Raw genomic sequence first — 14195 nt, 5'->3', positions numbered from 1 at the left:
GTTTGGTGGGTGGAGCGAATGTGACGGGCAGCCGCAAGCTGCCCAGATCACGGGTTTGAGTCGCCAGTTTTTTAACGAATGGCTCCCACCCGTCAAACCTTGGACTTACATGGATTCTTTCTGCCAATGAGCGACCTGCGCCACAACGAATGGTCCAACGCTTCAATATCGTTCATCTTCTCGCCGTCACCGGTCTGGCGGCACTACTGTTTGCGGCACTGCAATTCTCACGTCCCTTCGCACAAGCGATTATTGTAATCTTCGTTTGGGGCGCGTTCCACGTGTCCATTGCCAAGCGATACAGGTGCTACGAGAGTATCTTCGCCGGCGCGGCATCCGCATTCTTCACGGCGATTCTCATACCACACGGCAGTGGCGGTTGGGAATTCGGTGGTAGTTGGATCGGTCTGCTACTCGATCCCATGACCGTCATTCGCTGGATCGCGATGGCAAGCGTTGGCGGATTCGTGCAGGTACAATACGTCCACGCCCATCGTGAACAAGAACGGAGGTTTCAACGTGAGCTAATGCGTCACGCAAGAGCACCGCTGAACCAGAAGGCAGGACCATGAAATGCACCGGAGAACGGGTGGTCCGTTTTCTCGTCTGCTTGCAAGTCGTTCGCCCATTCCCTCGTTGTTACACACATTTTTGATCGGCTCCTGGACCAAATGCCATCCAGCACGCCGCCATGATATGCATCGCTTGAAGTCCGAGCCACATTGATTGAGGTCCCGGCGGGCCCGTGTTTTTGCGATTGATGTAGCCGCCAAGTTCGGCAACGATCTTGGTCATCTCCATGAGTGTTGGTGGCTTGCGTGGTGGCCGAATTTTGCGAACTACTTGCCACACGCTCTTCCATTCCGCTGCGGTGTAAACCTTTTCGCATGACGCATCGGCGTGTGTCCGGCTGACTCTGCATATATACAGGCTTCGCCAAGCGATGATCATGTAAAGTGCTCACGACGGTAAGAAGCGAACGATGTGCTCGAATCGGCGTGACTCAATCTTACAACCGCTTTTTAGGACTTTGAAAAATAGCTCAATCATCCAACGCATTAAGTAATATTCAATGACAAGGTCTACTTGCTTGTGCGTCTTGATCGGAAGGCTTGTTAGCATCAGGTATTCGATCGGATCATCTTTGCCGTTCGGTTTGGTCTCTCGAACCAGCACCGCATTGACGGTGCCCCCGTCGTAGTGACCGGCACGAGGATCGTTCAGCGTCACTTCGCGAGCACTGCGATCGGCTTTGCCGGGTCGATGTTTAAGCCCTGCGCTTCCCCATGCCGTCCGACCGCGGACGTCGAGCGTTTTTTGATACAGGAACTTGCGATTTCCCCGTTCTTCTCGGATCGCGACCGTGCGATCTCGAAACTGTTCCTTGTTCAAAAACCGGCTTCCGTCAATCCGAATCACCCAGTCAAACTGGTCTTGGCTGCGACAGTAGTCGAGCACTTCGGTGATGTCGGATTCCCGGTCGGCCAGCATCACGAACAGGGTCTCAGGGCAATGCGCTTTCACTTCGGCACAGTGTTGTGACATGGTGAGCCAGCGATGGGTCTCCTTCTCTTCAAACGGCTTTCGCTTGATCTGCATCCTTCGCTCGCTTGAACACCGCTTTGCCTTGGGCTTGTCGTCTTTGGGCTCTCGCGTCCACGCTTCGGCCGAAACACTCCCCAGGGGTGTGCCGTCGGGAGTGAAAGCGTGCATTAAGTGCATGAACCCACCGCTACGACGACCGGTGCCCATTGGTCCGGCACCCTCGACTTCGCTACTGGGTCGCGTCAGGTCCAGTTCCGTGGTGTCTTGCACCAAGAGCACTACTTTTTGAGACTTCATTCACTCGTAAGTGGCGTCGATATGAGGTGCGAGTACCTCTTCGAAACCAACCTTGTCGTTGTCAAAGAACCGGTAGGCGGCGACCATCTCTGCCCGGTCGTGACAGGCCGCGGGAATACTTGAGGTGGATGCTTGCGAAAGCGTGTCGAGCAACTCAACCAGTCTGCGTTCGAGGCGTTTGTCGCGAAGATCGGCAGTTTCCATTTCATCCATGACCCACTGACTTGTCATCGTCGGCTTCCTCTGTGATCGACTTGTTCCAGGACCACCGTTTCCTCGCCCTATCAATTTAGCTTGACTTAAGCCAGTCACCAACGTCACAATCTGAGGCGAGACTTGTGTGTAACAACAAACTCCCCGCCCGGTGATGCCGGACGTTCCCCTACACAATTGCGGACGCAACCACGATCGCGACGCTATCCGCATGGACACGCCTTCATATACTGAGCTTCACACGCGCGTCCGAGACTGCCTTTGGCGCGATTGGGATCCAATCGGCGTCAACTGCTTCGATGAGGCAACGGGTGAATACGATGCGTATGCCCCGACGATCGCTGCAATGTTGCTCGATGGTGCGGACGCACACAAACTGACAGCGCACTTGCGGCAGATCGAAACGCACTCGATGGGCCTTACTGGCCAATGCGATTCGACCCCTCAAGTGGTAACGAAATTGCTCGATATGGTTGGGCGGTAATGAGACTTCGAGCATACGTGTTGCGCGCTCGATTCTTGATCGTAAAAGGTCGATATGCTACACTCGATTGAGATGTCGCAGTTGCCCGGCAGGTCCGGACGGCGGCGAACCATGACATGCACCGAAGTCAGCCACGTCGGTTTACTTGAAGTCATGTTAACTCGGTCGACTCGGTGATGTCCGTCGTTCTGTCGACTAATCGTCACTACTGCCAATGACTCTTCGACACATCATACTGACCGTCGTTGGGATCTGCGGCCTCATTTGGTTGGTAAACGGTCTTCGCACCCGTAATGGTCACGGGGTCGATGCTGGCACTGCCAATTCGCGTATCCATCAGCGATTCGAAATACCCGCCGATGCGAAGGACGTCAACTATGCGTCAACTGTATGGTCATCGCGTGCTGACTTTTCGATCTCCAAGGCGTCGTTCCTAAAATGGGTAGACAAGCGGCGATGGAAGTTAGAAGAAGTACGCAACGGAAAACATCTCTTTATTCCGGCTGACAGCTCACTTGACTCCAAAATGATGTCGTCCGGGTACGTATTCGATGGCATGGATGGCGATGTCGGCTACGTCGGCGTGTACGACGACGATCTCGGAAGAGCCTCAGTCTCCTACATGACACGATGACAACTGCATGAGGGCGGATGCGCCCATATCCATCGCGACGTCCTGCGGATATCATGAGGACAGAACAATCGAATGCACGTGAGTATGCTGCTCACGCGGCAATTCGGCCTTTCTTGATTCATTAAGTTCTGTCGCAGTTCCAACTCTTTCGATTTGGTCTGCATACCTCGTGATTCGTAGCGTTATTGGAATTTGTATTGTACTGACACGAGCCGTTAGATGGTTGTTTATTTTCAGGAACGCGTTCAATCTTCGCAGGCGGGTCTGCGCGTCGTCGCGGTGAGATGCGACAAGTGCCATTGCGAGTTTTTCTTTGAGCTAGCTCGCGTTGGAAGTGGTGCTGGGGTCGCGGTCTACGGAATTGGCGGCTCGACTGCGGCCAGTGATGCTGACAAGCGAGCAAAACGCGATCTCGTTGATCGCCTTGCCTTTGAAGCGGAACTTGTTCCGTGCCCCAAGTGCAACTGGATTAACGATGAGTTGGTGAATGGATATCGCAAAGGGCGATACAGAAACGCTGTGGTTTTGGCTGTTGGGATAGCTTTCTTTGGCACGGTCGCATCATTGATTGGAGCATGGTTCATATACAAAGGCCCTCCACAGGATCGCGTTGCTCTCCCCTACTTCCTTTACGTTGGGCCTATCGTATTCCTCTCTCTTGGCGGGCTTGTCATCGTGTTTCGGAATTGGCTTCGAGCTCGGATACGGCCAAATTTAAATTTCCCTTTGTTGCCGCGATTACCGGCGGGCACACCTCCGGCATTACTGGAGGACCCAAACACGGGAGAGCTGCGCCCGCAGGCTGTTTGGCGAGCCACTGCTGTAGAGTCAACGTGGCACGAGTTTCAAATCGGACGCAATTCATTTCCACTGGTGTGCTGCGAGTGCTTGGAGGGAGTGCAGTCGGGTCATGGGTTCACTGTCCCGTCAGCCAACGAAATGAAGCTGAATATTCCACATTGTGAAACCTGTGCAGCTAACGTTAAGCGTTCAAGGCGAATGATCAGTCTCGGTGTCGCTAGCGCCTCGCTGTTAGCAGGATCAGCGATTGTGTGGTTCCTGCGTCTGCAAGATGAAGAATTCTGGATTTTCTTCGTGGTGATTGTGTTTGTTGCCGTAGGCCTTGGACAGTATGTCGCCTCGTCGATGACCGCGCCGGTCAAAGTACGCATCTCCGATGCTTCACGCGGAATCGTCCAATTGCGATTTAAGAATGCATCGTATATGGCGAGGAACTTGTAAAACTAACCGTCTCAATGCGCTCCCATTAAGCATTTCCGCTACAGAACCGTTGGTTGCGACGAAGGACGCGAGAGAATCTTTTAGAGATTGTGACTCTTCTGCGCGTCCCTGCTGCGCCCTGTCATTATTCGATTGGGCATGATCATTGCGCTGTCGATGCGGATGCGCAAATTGCGGACTGACACCTAGACTGCAAGACTTGTGGGCGGTCGATTGTTGCGCTGACATTGTGACTCGAATAGGTGCGCGGTCGATCGTTGCTCCCACTCGTGTCGTTCGGCTACAATGGCACTTTGACGTCTGCCGAACTGGAGGCCCATTCGGCGATTCCCCAACTCTCGTCCAATAACAATGCGATGATGACGGAGCGGCGTTGGTCGCCGTTTTCGCAGTGGTGAGTCGTTCGCAGCCGCCCCCATATCGCTACCGTTATTCGACTGAAATCCAACTCGCGTGCATGACGACAATCCATCCGTTCGGAGAGCCCTTTGGCATGACAAAATTTACAAACCATGACGCCTATATCGCTGCGGCACCTGAGTCGTTTCAACCTCTGTTGGTTCAACTTCGCGCACAACTCGCCAAAGTGCTTCCTGACGCAGAGGAGTTCATCATGTACGATATGCCAGGGTTCGGGTTCGGAAAGACGATCATTGCGGGCTACGCGGCATTCAGCAAGCAATGTGGCCTTTACGTGAGCAAAGGTGCCATCGCCGCACTTGCCGACGATATTGCTGCCGCAGGACTCAAAGCAACCAAGACAGGGGTTACCTTTTCAACGAAAAAGCCCATACCTGACGAACTGGTCGAAAAGCTCGCTCTTGCTTCGCGAAAGGAAGCGGGGCTTTGACCGCAACGGTTTGCGACGCGGCGGATAACCAATGGAGTGCACGGGAGTCGGGCGTGCAGCGTATTGACAGATCAGCGTTTTCACGGCCCGACCCCGTGAATCCAAACGTTATCCGACTGAAATCCATCTTCCGCCAAAGAGAGGCAATTCTAAATGGCGAAACTTCAGTGGTGCCCTGACGAGGAAGCATGGACTGCACTCATCGATTCCGAACACTTCGCCGAACTTGAGTTACGAGTCTTAAGCGACGAGGAACCAGAACCACCAACCGCTTCCCAATTGAAATCTGTCGCAGTCGTGGAGCAGTTTGCAAGAACAGGATTGCCGTCGACAGAGAAACTTGCACGCAAGTACGCACAGGAGTACCTTGGTCCCGACGAAGTCGACGACATGGAAGATGAGGACTTTGCTATCGACATCCATGCGGCAATTGTCCCGCGCCTTCGCGATTCAAGTGACACGTATGTCATCTTCGTTGGCGCATCGGATATTGATCCGGAACACGGCGTCTCAATCCTTTGCAAGAACGGTAAGATATGCGTTGTTACACACTCAGATTTTGCATACGCGAATTATGACTGGGATGACACGTCTGAACTCGATCAATTGATCGGATAACCAAGCCATTCACACAGAGCACGGCTTGCGCGTTTTCACAAATGGATACATCACTCTCCGTGCCCGGTGATGGCGGCGGCCATCCGAGCGAGCTTGAGAGCGTCGTCTCGGTCAGTTTTCCGTTTGACGTTGGCCCACCGCCAGGCTTCTTCGTTGGTGGAGCAGACGAGTGTTTCATGCTCTTGATGTAGCGCCAGATCATTGATCCGTCCGAAGGGTCCGCAGGCCTCCATGATGACCAGATTGGCCTTGGCATCTTCGAAAATGCTGTCGACGTGTTCCCGCTTGGCGAGGGTGGTAGCGAACTTGGTTTTGCGAGTTTTCGAGTCGAAAAGGCAGCAAACGGAGTTGAATTTCCCGAGGTCCAGTGCGAGAATCTCCATGAGATTTCATTCCATGTGTTTGGTGGGTGGAGCGAATGTGACGGGCAGCCGCAAGCTGCCCAGATCACGGGTTTGAGTCGCCAGTTTTTTAACGAAGGGCTCCCACCCGTCAAACCTTGGACTTACATGGATTCTTTATTGGATTCGAAGGTGAGCAGCGCGTGCACGTTTGCTGTGCAAGTAATCGCACGCTACACTGCTTCTCGGAGGACGAACTATGACTAATTTGCTCGAAAAAGCGTTTGAACACGCATCTAGACTTCCCCCTGAACAGCAAGATGCTCTCGCGAAATTGCTGCTCGACGAGATCGAGGCCGACAGCGCATGGGACGTTACGTTCGCAAAATCACCTACAGTGTTGGCATCACTTGCCTCTGAAGCGTTGCAGGAAAAAAACAGTGGTGGGGCCTGCCCGCTCGTTCCGGATGAACTTTGAACTCGCTGACTACTCGACGATTTCGCGAGTGCTTCGCACGTCTGCCGCAGCACATCCAGAAACAAGCCCGCGATGCCTATCAGCTATTCCTGGTTGATTCATCTCACCCTGGGTTGCGGTTTAAACGTATTGCTGGCCATGCCAATGTATACTCCGCTCGGATCACGCTGGATTACCGTGCCGTGTGTGTCCTCGAGGGCGATGACGCAAAACGGTTTTGGATTGGCACGCATTCCGACTACGACAAGCTTCTTTCCGCAATCTGACAACGCTGCAAATAACCAATGAGGATTTGACTTCGCGTAAACGCGACGGTGGAGTCACTTTCTGATTCGATTTACTTCGTTCGTCGCAGGCGGAATTGCGAATGCCTAGCCGGAGCTCAAGTCCTTTGCTCAGGAAGCCCGGTGCTCACCCATCGCACCTTGAGCTTTGCTTCCACGCGGACAGCCCAGGTGCAGGCGGTGGTACGGTTTGCGAATCCGGTGCGACGGATGACGGCACCAGGAATCGGCTCCTGTCTGCTTTGCAGATTGATAATTGTCGGTTTTTTCCTCGACATTCACGCTCCTGTGACGCCTTCGGATGTGATTGGCGCATCGCTTCATCGATTGCCCTCCTGCAAACGTTTCCGTTCTCGCGGTCTTGTCAACTCGATGCCTCATCGCGTACCCGCTGTCGTAGAAGGTCTGTCCGTGTTCGGGACGAACGCCCATCGAACCGAGTGAGCGGTAGGTCACTTCGGTCACCCGCATCTCGCCGCCACAATCGATGCACTTCATCGGTGCCGTTAACTTCTCAGGCTGCGGCGCGTAGCCGCTGGCTAGCCAGAACGTCCAGCCCAACAGGATCCATACGAGCCACTTCACTTCGTCAACCGAGATCTTGCTGTTACCGCTCATCCAGCCATAGTGACGGATCTTCATGACGTTCGTCGGCAGCACGTGCTGCGCGAAGTTTTCGACGAACGTTTCGCCAGGAACCACCTTGGTTTCCATCCGATTGCCTTTGCGGCGAATTCGATACGTCATCGTTTCTTCGATGACATCCACGATCCGGCTGTCGTTGATCGCAACGCGATGCACGTACGGAGCGAGATATTTCAAAGTCGGCACTCCGTGACCGACCGCTTGGATGTCGACCACGAACGGCTTCGTCCACGCCACACTGTCAACTTGCGAATACAGGTCCACCAGAGTCTGGGGACACCAGAGCGTGGGGAGACAGCATCTTGTCACTTGGATCGATAGAACCGGTGACGTCTTGGATCTCGTCAACGGTGACCACGCCTGATTCTCTCAGTCCCTCTTCTTTGACCCTCTCAGCACGAGCGAAACTTTCCAGTTCCGTCTGGATGGACTTCAAGTCATCAAACGGAGCGACCTGGGCATACGGCGATAACAGATCAGTGACTGAATGATGTTCAGACGCATCCAAGCTGGCGTTTTGACACGCAGGTGGTCGCGGAGAAACTCAATCACGTCGCCTGGTGTGCACTCTCGCGACACGGAAATGCGGAACTCGCCGAGTCGACCGCACAGAACAGATTCCGTCCCAAAATCCCGCAGTCTCCCAGTGAAGACCATCGCCCTCTTGCACGACCATTTTTGATGCGAGCTATGGGGCTTCCGAGGGCAGGATTCGTCCTCCCCGCCGTACTGCATCGCCGCAGCATTACCGAGCTGATTCGTCGCACGTCCGCAAAACAGATCAAGTCTCACTCCCGAAATTGGTACAGGATTTTGCTTGACCCAAGAATCCAGCCCCCCCATACTCAGCAGACGCCAACCGGCGATAACATTCCCTCGAACCGGCGATAACACTTCCCGTGTCACCGAGGGAACCGGAGGTCCAACCGGCGATAATACCCCCACTAGCTCCTTATCACCGGGTGACGTCCCCGCCAACCGGCGATAATTACCTCGTTACGAGACCAAGCCGGACTGAAGACGAGTGTGGATGCAAAGCCAAGTGTGCCCTGCGGGGCATCGTCCGACGCCTGAGCAGCGGCAACCAGCGCCTGCCCTGCGGGGCATCAACCAACGCCTGCCCTGCGGAGCATTGTCCGACGTTTGAACAATCGGTGACTGTGACGCAGTGCTCGTTGCGGATCGTTGACGCAGGCGAGCCCACGGGTACTACGCTAAACTAAACGACTCGTAACAATGCGATGATGACGGAGCGGCGTTGGTCGCCGTTGGCTCAGTGGTTGAGTCGCTCGCCGCCCCCCGCATATCGCCGCCGTTATCGCAATTAGATGCTCTGGCCCATTGTCATCCCGTTCAAGATTACAGCTTGCTCTTTGCTTGCGATTGTTTTGCTTGTCACACTGGCTGCCCCACTGGCAAAACTGCGACGCGTGCCGACCTTTATCGGCGTTATGTTCCTTTCATTTCTCGCGTTCGTGCCATCGTGCACTAGTATCATGGACGTTTTAGATGCAAAACGATTTGGCGTCTTTGAATATCAAACGTTTGACGAGGTTGATGATTTTCGTGTCGAGCGATACTTGCCTTCAGTCGCCCAGAATATTACGGTCAACAAGTACGCCCAAGGATTCAGAGCGAGGTTCTCGATTTCGCAAGAACAGCTCGACGCGTACATGGATGGAGTGTGGAGTAAGTATGGCGACCGGTCAGTTGCAAAACGCGGCGAGATGTCAGCGATGGAGCTGGTGGACGAAAAATCTCATGAACTTTGTTACGGTGACCTACGGTGGCCCCACCTCGACGACGCGACAGAAGTCTACGGCCCCACTGCTAGCAACGGGGCTGGCTTTTCGGTATGGTACAGTCCATCGAAACGCATTGCTTACCAACGCGCAAGTTATTGGTGAGGCGATAACAATGCAATGATGACGGAGCGGCGTAGCAGTCGCTGGCTCAGTGGTTGGGTCGCTCAACGCCGCCCGCATATCGCTGCCGTTCGCCTAACTAATGTCGTCGAATCATGACACGAGCGTTGACCTCTGGACGGCACGGATTCCGGGCCTCGGTCGGTTTGCAGAACATCATTGGTTCGTCGTTTGTCGCGAACGCTCCGCGGACCGCTGGGAGGTTTGGCAAACCGCAACAGAATGTGAAACGTCTTGGGGCCATCTGCACCGAAACCTGATGCGGCCTTCGTCCGGCGTTGGCAACTGCCCCGGACGCATGATTCATCGTTGGACCGCGGATGATGCCGTCTACCTCGCAACAAGAATTGAATCCACACCAACTGTTTACCCGTGGAATGATCGCTACCGAATTTTTCCCGGACCGAACAGTAATACCTATGTCCAGTGGGTGCTCGGTCCACTGTATACTCTGGGCTGGCGTGGGTTTGGGCGACGGTACGCGAGTCCTTCTCGCCTTGCCAAGATATGGGAGAACCATGCCGTGCACCGGAGCGGCGTCAGCGCGTTTTCTGATGGTTAGTTTTACTCTCGCCGCCCGGTGACGGCGGTCGTTCTGTCATTACGCCAATTTCACGTTTCGTTTGCAAGTGCAAGCAATTTCCCGTTGCAAAGGAGCTTTCAATGCGACAAACCTTTTTCAGTACGCTTATTCTCGCTACGGTAGCGATGTTGACACTTTCAGCACCTGCGTCCGCTCAGTTCACACCGTCTGGCCAAGCGAATCAGGTCGCGCCCGAAAAGGATCGGTCTGGCCCATTCACACCCTCAGAGAAATACCGTGAGGTAGTCAAGGTAGACACTAAACATTATGACGTGAAACCGTGTGCGTTGCCAAACCCGACGAACGGTCCATCTGAACTGTATGTTTATGAAAACGCCGCTGGCTACTTCAAAATCGCCGACATGACATCCATCAATAGTGGCAAGGCGAAATACACTTGGCGGGATGGATCAAAACACGAAGACGAACTGACCTACATTGCCCACGGATACATTGAAGAAATGGAAGGCTACTTAGTGCCCGTCGGGACAAAAGTGTCAGTTTGGGCCTATCGTGCCCAGGATGCAAAGGGAAATCACATGTTTTTCTATTTTGGAACAGAGGACATCATTAACGCTCCGCAGGGTCGTCGGTATCCTCTGTACTATGGATTTGGCGTTCCCGGCACTGCCGACCCAACTTACCGCTTCGTAACCCAAACGGGCACTAAACGAAAATAGCGGACAGAGCAATGCCGTGCACTGGAGCCGGGCTTGCGAGGTTTTCAGATGGACAATCAACCTTTCCGGCCCGGTGATGGCTGACGATTACGAGACCAAGCTGGTATTGAAGCCAAGTGTGCCCTGCGGGGCATGGTCCAACGCCTGCTCTGCGAGGCACTGCCGACGCCTGTCAAATCGGTGACTGTGACGCAGAGCTCGTTGCGGATCGAACTCGCGGGCAAGCCCACGGGTGCTACGCTACACTAAACGACTCGTAACAATGCAATGATGACGGAGCGGCGTTGGTCGCCGTTGGCTCAGTGGTTGAGTCGCTCGCCGCCGCCCGCATATCGCCGCCGTTCCCCGACTGAGGATTTATGACGCAACCTGTTCACAGCTGCATGACCAAGGCGATCATTGCCGATGGCGACCAGCTAGAACTGGGGCCGCGATGGATGAGGTCTCGGCGAGCCAGACTTCGCCTTTTTGAGGACCGTCTAATTTGCGGCGACTGGAGCGTTCGTTACGACGACATACGCGAGGCGGTGCTTGCATCATTTCGCTCACCGATCCTTCGCATCCCTGGCTACGTACTTTCTGCACGAACCGATTCCCACACTTACCACTTTGGATTGAACGGCTCGCGATACTGGAAAGGTGACCTGCCTTTTCCTGTGACCCGAACCAAGACGCGCCTTCGGATGTCGTGGATTTCGATCGCGGCGAGGACTGTACTGATCGGCTACGTCGCATACGCTGCATGGCAATGGATCACCTGAGTTCGGCGAGTAACACGGTGGGGAACCAAGAAATGCACGAGAGAACGGGTGGTTCGTTTTCTCGTCTGCTTGCAAGCCGTCTGCCCGATCCCCGTGATTTCTACCGTTCCGCTACAAAGGTGCCTTCACTCAAATGCGTTTTCATGCCGTATCCGTAGTATCGACGTTTATCAATACCGGGATACGCGCGATTCACTCCTCGTTCTTCCACGGCAAAGCGAGCCTAGGAGGAACCTTTCCGACTGCTGAAAACGCTCGGCTCGCATTCGACGTTGATACTCCACTTCGGTTGCACAAGAATATCCACGACATTGCTGATCATTTCCTGCCTGAACACGAATTAGTCGTCTCGGATCGAGTTGCCGAACGTCTCAGCGAACACCAATCGATCTCAATAGACGCAGTGTCTTTCGCCGTACTTTACGAGTACCCGTACAGCAACGACGATCCATCTTGTGGATTCGATGACTACGATTCACAAATGAGCTTCATTGACACGCAGGCAGACGTACCAGATCTTCACAATCGCGTGGGTTCCTACTTTCACGTATCAATGCCTCCTGTTTTCAGTGTTCGCAAGCTATTCCCTGATGCTCCGCTGGTCGATGTAACAATCAAGTACAGACCAACACCACTGCCAATTTCACCAGATGTTTTCGCTGCCCACCCAATGTACACGACCGGTTCTGCGACCATCATGTCCGACGACGTATTTCGGCGAGTAGAACCTTTCATCAACTGGACCTATTTCGACCATCTTGAATTTGGGCACATTGCGTAGTGATGAACGGAATCATGCGCTGAGCCGAAATCGCGGAGTCGCCGCTTTTGGCAATGGAAAATCAATCGCCGGGACTCGGTCATCGCAACCCTTACCCCACGCAGGAGCACACGCACTGCTTCCAAACCCGTACGAACCAACAGCGCACGCCGGAGCATCGAAGCCGTCTACCCGATGGGCAATGTTCACCGCGGCAACGCTTAACCTCGGATTGGCGCTCGTTGCAGGTGCGTTGATCGCCTTCGTATGCCATCGTCGTTCGGCTGGCTCTACTGATGATTTTGCTGGGCTTTTGGTGTTCTTTCTTTCACTCGCATCGGTGTTCGGTATCGGTGGTGCCTATCTGGCCTGTCGCCACATTCAAAACCGTGCTCCCCTATGGGCTATTCCGACCGCAATTGGCACGTTCGCGATCGTACTACCACTGGCTTCATACCCAAACGTCGCTCCCGTCATCAACTGGATTGCGGGCCTGGCTGCCACATGTGCTTTGATCTCAACCGCCGTCGCCGTTACCATTCGCGGCGGTGTGTACTCTCGTCGCAACGCCGATATGTGGTAACCAATGAGGATTTGACTTCGCGTAAACGCGACGGTTGAGTCACTTTCTGATTCGATTTACTTCGTTCGTCGCAGGCAAAATTGCGAACGCCTAGCCGAAGCTCAAGTCCTTTGTTCAGGAAGCCCGGTGCTTACCCAACGCACCTTGAGCTTTGCTTCCACGCGGACAGCCCAGGTGCAGGCGGTGGTGCGGTTTGCGAATGCGGTGCGACGGATTACGGCACCAAGAATCGCCTCCCGTGTACTTGGTAGATTGATGATTGGCGGTTTTTCCTCGACATTTACGCTCCTGTGACGCCTTTGGATGTGATTGGCGCATAGCTTCATCGATCGCCCTCCTGCAAACGTTTCCGTTCTCGCGGTCTTGTCAACTCGATGTCTCATCGCTTAGCCGCTGTCGTAGAAGGTCAGTCTGTGTTCAGGACGAACGCCCATCGAACCGAGTGAGCGGTAGGTCACTTCGGTCACCCGCATCTCGCCGCCACAATCGATGCACTTCATCGGTGCCGTCAACTTCTCAGGCTGCGGCGCGTAGCCGCTGGCTAGCCAGAACGTCCAGCCCAACATGATCCATACGAGCCACTTCACTTCGTCAACCGAGATCTTGCTGTTACCGCTCATCCAGCCATAGTGACGGATCTTCATGAAGTTCGTCGGCAGCACGTGCTGCGCGAAGTTTTCGACGAACGTTTCGCCAGGAACCACCTTGGTTTCCATCCGATTGCCTTTGCGGCGAATTCGATACGTCACCGTTTCTTCGTTGACGTCCACGATCCGGCTGTCGTTGATCGCAACGCGATGCACGTACGGTATGAATGGTGACCTTCTTAGCCAAGTTCATTTTCGTTGTGATCCGCTTCATGGCACCCTGGACGGCCGTTTCGCTCATGGGGTTCTGGACGCGACTGATACCTTGGCGAGCAAGCGTATGATTGCGTCCGTCGGCGGGGAAAAGAAGCCGCGGGTGGCAATGTGTTGTCCAATACTTTCTGAGCTGCAGGAGCGTGGAATTGGCGTTCGGCACACATCGATCCTTGGCTCCGTTGCCGCGATGAACATGCACCAGCCCACGGGCGGCATCAATGTCGCCCACTTGCAGGTGCAGGGCCTCGTTCATCCGCAGGCCCAACGAATAGACGGTCCAGGAGTAGGCTCGCATTCGAAGAGTCGTCGTCGCATGCACGATGGCATGGACTTGATCAATCGTAAGCACTTCAGGTAGGACCGTGATATTCTGGAGCTTGAGCATCTCGAAGATTGCCCAATCCCGCTT

Annotated in this window: 19 protein-coding genes and 3 pseudogenes; 14 read left to right on the top strand and 8 right to left on the bottom strand. The window is 54.3% G+C overall.

Annotation, left to right across the window (positions count from 1 at the left end; all coding sequences use genetic code 11):
* Positions 1-149 precede the first annotated feature (149 nt).
* Entirely contained in the window at positions 150-572 is a 423-nt protein-coding gene (locus tag Poly21_RS26395) for a hypothetical protein (protein WP_146410064.1), read from the top strand.
* Between the two features lie 67 nt (positions 573-639).
* Here the strand turns inward: Poly21_RS26395 and Poly21_RS26390 are convergent, their stop codons facing one another.
* The 3 genes from Poly21_RS26390 to Poly21_RS28080 are packed head-to-tail and all read right to left on the bottom strand — an operon-like array spanning position 640 to position 2073.
* Positions 640-951, bottom strand: a complete 312-nt coding sequence (locus Poly21_RS26390; protein WP_146410063.1) for an IS4 family transposase — start codon at positions 949-951, stop codon at positions 640-642.
* Between the two features lie 9 nt (positions 952-960).
* Positions 961-1842 carry an IS4 family transposase gene (locus Poly21_RS26385; RefSeq protein WP_146410062.1) on the bottom strand — a complete coding sequence of 294 codons (882 nt, stop codon included), beginning with the start codon at positions 1840-1842 and terminating at the stop codon, positions 961-963.
* Positions 1843-2073, bottom strand: a complete 231-nt coding sequence (locus tag Poly21_RS28080; RefSeq protein WP_302120723.1) for an IS4/Tn5 family transposase DNA-binding protein — start codon at positions 2071-2073, stop codon at positions 1843-1845. It abuts the gene before it with no gap.
* Positions 2074-2209: 136 nt separating this feature from the next.
* Here Poly21_RS28080 and Poly21_RS28075 point away from each other — a divergent pair, with 136 nt between their 5' ends.
* From Poly21_RS28075 to Poly21_RS26360, 5 genes are all read left to right on the top strand, one after another.
* A complete protein-coding gene (locus tag Poly21_RS28075; RefSeq protein ID WP_302120722.1) occupies positions 2210-2539 on the top strand; it encodes a hypothetical protein in 330 nt (109 codons plus the stop codon).
* Positions 2540-2753: 214 nt separating this feature from the next.
* Positions 2754-3173 (top strand): hypothetical protein, encoded by a 420-nt coding sequence (locus Poly21_RS26375; protein WP_146410060.1) that lies wholly within the window; start codon positions 2754-2756, stop codon positions 3171-3173.
* A gap of 999 nt (positions 3174-4172) precedes the next feature.
* Positions 4173-4415: a hypothetical protein gene (locus Poly21_RS26370; RefSeq protein WP_146410059.1), complete on the top strand. Its 243-nt coding sequence runs from the start codon at positions 4173-4175 to the stop codon at positions 4413-4415.
* A gap of 493 nt (positions 4416-4908) precedes the next feature.
* On the top strand, positions 4909-5265 hold the full coding sequence (locus Poly21_RS26365) for an iron chaperone (protein WP_146410058.1): 357 nt from the start codon (positions 4909-4911) through the stop codon (positions 5263-5265).
* 153 nt (positions 5266-5418) lie between these two features.
* On the top strand, positions 5419-5883 hold the full coding sequence (locus Poly21_RS26360; protein WP_146410057.1) for a hypothetical protein: 465 nt from the start codon (positions 5419-5421) through the stop codon (positions 5881-5883).
* A 50-nt stretch (positions 5884-5933) separates the two neighbouring features.
* On the opposite strand, the gene Poly21_RS26355 is transcribed toward Poly21_RS26360, so the two are convergent.
* Positions 5934-6266, bottom strand: coding sequence for a transposase (locus tag Poly21_RS26355; protein WP_146410056.1), 333 nt, complete (start codon positions 6264-6266; stop codon positions 5934-5936).
* Between the two features lie 217 nt (positions 6267-6483).
* Here Poly21_RS26355 and Poly21_RS26350 point away from each other — a divergent pair, with 217 nt between their 5' ends.
* Positions 6484-6702 (top strand): hypothetical protein, encoded by a 219-nt coding sequence (locus Poly21_RS26350; protein WP_146410055.1) that lies wholly within the window; start codon positions 6484-6486, stop codon positions 6700-6702.
* Positions 6699-6968: a ParE family toxin-like protein gene (locus tag Poly21_RS26345; RefSeq protein WP_146410054.1), complete on the top strand. Its 270-nt coding sequence runs from the start codon at positions 6699-6701 to the stop codon at positions 6966-6968. Before Poly21_RS26350 ends, Poly21_RS26345 begins: the two co-directional genes overlap by 4 nt.
* A 405-nt stretch (positions 6969-7373) precedes the next feature.
* On the opposite strand, the pseudogene Poly21_RS28530 reads toward Poly21_RS26345, so the two are convergent.
* Positions 7374-7889, bottom strand: a pseudogene (locus tag Poly21_RS28530) (transposase); the annotation flags it as partial.
* Positions 7873-8139, bottom strand: a complete 267-nt coding sequence (locus tag Poly21_RS26335) for a hypothetical protein (protein WP_146410053.1) — start codon at positions 8137-8139, stop codon at positions 7873-7875. The gene Poly21_RS26335 and the pseudogene Poly21_RS28530, both read right to left, overlap by 17 nt.
* Before the next feature lie 988 nt (positions 8140-9127).
* On the opposite strand from Poly21_RS26335, the gene Poly21_RS26330 reads away from it, so the two are divergent.
* From Poly21_RS26330 to Poly21_RS26305, 6 genes are all read left to right on the top strand, one after another.
* Positions 9128-9538 carry a hypothetical protein gene (locus Poly21_RS26330; protein WP_146410052.1) on the top strand — a complete coding sequence of 137 codons (411 nt, stop codon included), beginning with the start codon at positions 9128-9130 and terminating at the stop codon, positions 9536-9538.
* 100 nt (positions 9539-9638) lie between these two features.
* A complete protein-coding gene (locus Poly21_RS26325) occupies positions 9639-10118 on the top strand; it encodes a DUF3750 domain-containing protein (RefSeq protein WP_146410051.1) in 480 nt (159 codons plus the stop codon).
* A 101-nt stretch (positions 10119-10219) separates the two neighbouring features.
* Positions 10220-10819 (top strand): hypothetical protein, encoded by a 600-nt coding sequence (locus Poly21_RS26320; RefSeq protein ID WP_146410050.1) that lies wholly within the window; start codon positions 10220-10222, stop codon positions 10817-10819.
* Positions 10820-11178: 359 nt separating this feature from the next.
* Positions 11179-11580 (top strand): hypothetical protein, encoded by a 402-nt coding sequence (locus Poly21_RS26315; protein WP_146410049.1) that lies wholly within the window; start codon positions 11179-11181, stop codon positions 11578-11580.
* Between the two features lie 133 nt (positions 11581-11713).
* A complete protein-coding gene (locus tag Poly21_RS26310) occupies positions 11714-12361 on the top strand; it encodes a hypothetical protein (RefSeq protein WP_146410048.1) in 648 nt (215 codons plus the stop codon).
* A gap of 181 nt (positions 12362-12542) precedes the next feature.
* A complete protein-coding gene (locus Poly21_RS26305) occupies positions 12543-12923 on the top strand; it encodes a hypothetical protein (RefSeq protein WP_146410047.1) in 381 nt (126 codons plus the stop codon).
* Between the two features lie 386 nt (positions 12924-13309).
* Here Poly21_RS26305 and Poly21_RS28525 read toward each other — a convergent pair.
* Both Poly21_RS28525 and Poly21_RS28055 read right to left on the bottom strand, forming a co-directional pair.
* Positions 13310-13732: pseudogene (locus tag Poly21_RS28525) on the bottom strand (transposase); the annotation flags it as partial.
* A gap of 46 nt (positions 13733-13778) precedes the next feature.
* A pseudogene (locus Poly21_RS28055) lies at positions 13779-14081 on the bottom strand (tyrosine-type recombinase/integrase); the annotation flags it as partial.
* Positions 14082-14195: the final 114 nt, after the last annotated feature.

Source organism: Allorhodopirellula heiligendammensis, assembly GCF_007860105.1.
Taxonomy (GTDB): domain Bacteria; phylum Planctomycetota; class Planctomycetia; order Pirellulales; family Pirellulaceae; genus Rhodopirellula; species Rhodopirellula heiligendammensis.
The sequence above is the reverse complement of the archived record's forward strand: the minus strand, read 5'-3'. Positions and strand labels throughout refer to the sequence as shown.

What these genes read in the sequence shown, in the direction of transcription:
- Poly21_RS26360 (WP_146410057.1), top strand. Translation starts at nt 5,419, where the DNA reads ATGGCGAAACTTCAGTGGTGCCCTGACGAGGAAGCATGGACTGCACTC.
- Poly21_RS26395 (WP_146410064.1), top strand. Translation starts at nt 150, where the DNA reads ATGGTCCAACGCTTCAATATCGTTCATCTTCTCGCCGTCACCGGTCTG.
- Poly21_RS26325 (WP_146410051.1), top strand. Translation starts at nt 9,639, where the DNA reads ATGTCGTCGAATCATGACACGAGCGTTGACCTCTGGACGGCACGGATT.
- Poly21_RS26320 (WP_146410050.1), top strand. Translation starts at nt 10,220, where the DNA reads ATGCGACAAACCTTTTTCAGTACGCTTATTCTCGCTACGGTAGCGATG.
- Poly21_RS26330 (WP_146410052.1), top strand. Translation starts at nt 9,128, where the DNA reads ATGGACGTTTTAGATGCAAAACGATTTGGCGTCTTTGAATATCAAACG.
- Poly21_RS26390 (WP_146410063.1), bottom strand. Translation starts at nt 951, where the DNA reads ATGATCATCGCTTGGCGAAGCCTGTATATATGCAGAGTCAGCCGGACA.
- Poly21_RS26350 (WP_146410055.1), top strand. Translation starts at nt 6,484, where the DNA reads ATGACTAATTTGCTCGAAAAAGCGTTTGAACACGCATCTAGACTTCCC.
- Poly21_RS26370 (WP_146410059.1), top strand. Translation starts at nt 4,173, where the DNA reads ATGATCAGTCTCGGTGTCGCTAGCGCCTCGCTGTTAGCAGGATCAGCG.
- Poly21_RS26385 (WP_146410062.1), bottom strand. Translation starts at nt 1,842, where the DNA reads ATGAAGTCTCAAAAAGTAGTGCTCTTGGTGCAAGACACCACGGAACTG.
- Poly21_RS26305 (WP_146410047.1), top strand. Translation starts at nt 12,543, where the DNA reads ATGTTCACCGCGGCAACGCTTAACCTCGGATTGGCGCTCGTTGCAGGT.
- Poly21_RS26365 (WP_146410058.1), top strand. Translation starts at nt 4,909, where the DNA reads ATGACAAAATTTACAAACCATGACGCCTATATCGCTGCGGCACCTGAG.
- Poly21_RS28080 (WP_302120723.1), bottom strand. Translation starts at nt 2,073, where the DNA reads ATGACAAGTCAGTGGGTCATGGATGAAATGGAAACTGCCGATCTTCGC.
- Poly21_RS26310 (WP_146410048.1), top strand. Translation starts at nt 11,714, where the DNA reads ATGCGTTTTCATGCCGTATCCGTAGTATCGACGTTTATCAATACCGGG.
- Poly21_RS26315 (WP_146410049.1), top strand. Translation starts at nt 11,179, where the DNA reads ATGACGCAACCTGTTCACAGCTGCATGACCAAGGCGATCATTGCCGAT.
- Poly21_RS26355 (WP_146410056.1), bottom strand. Translation starts at nt 6,266, where the DNA reads ATGGAGATTCTCGCACTGGACCTCGGGAAATTCAACTCCGTTTGCTGC.
- Poly21_RS28075 (WP_302120722.1), top strand. Translation starts at nt 2,210, where the DNA reads ATGCCGGACGTTCCCCTACACAATTGCGGACGCAACCACGATCGCGAC.
- Poly21_RS26375 (WP_146410060.1), top strand. Translation starts at nt 2,754, where the DNA reads ATGACTCTTCGACACATCATACTGACCGTCGTTGGGATCTGCGGCCTC.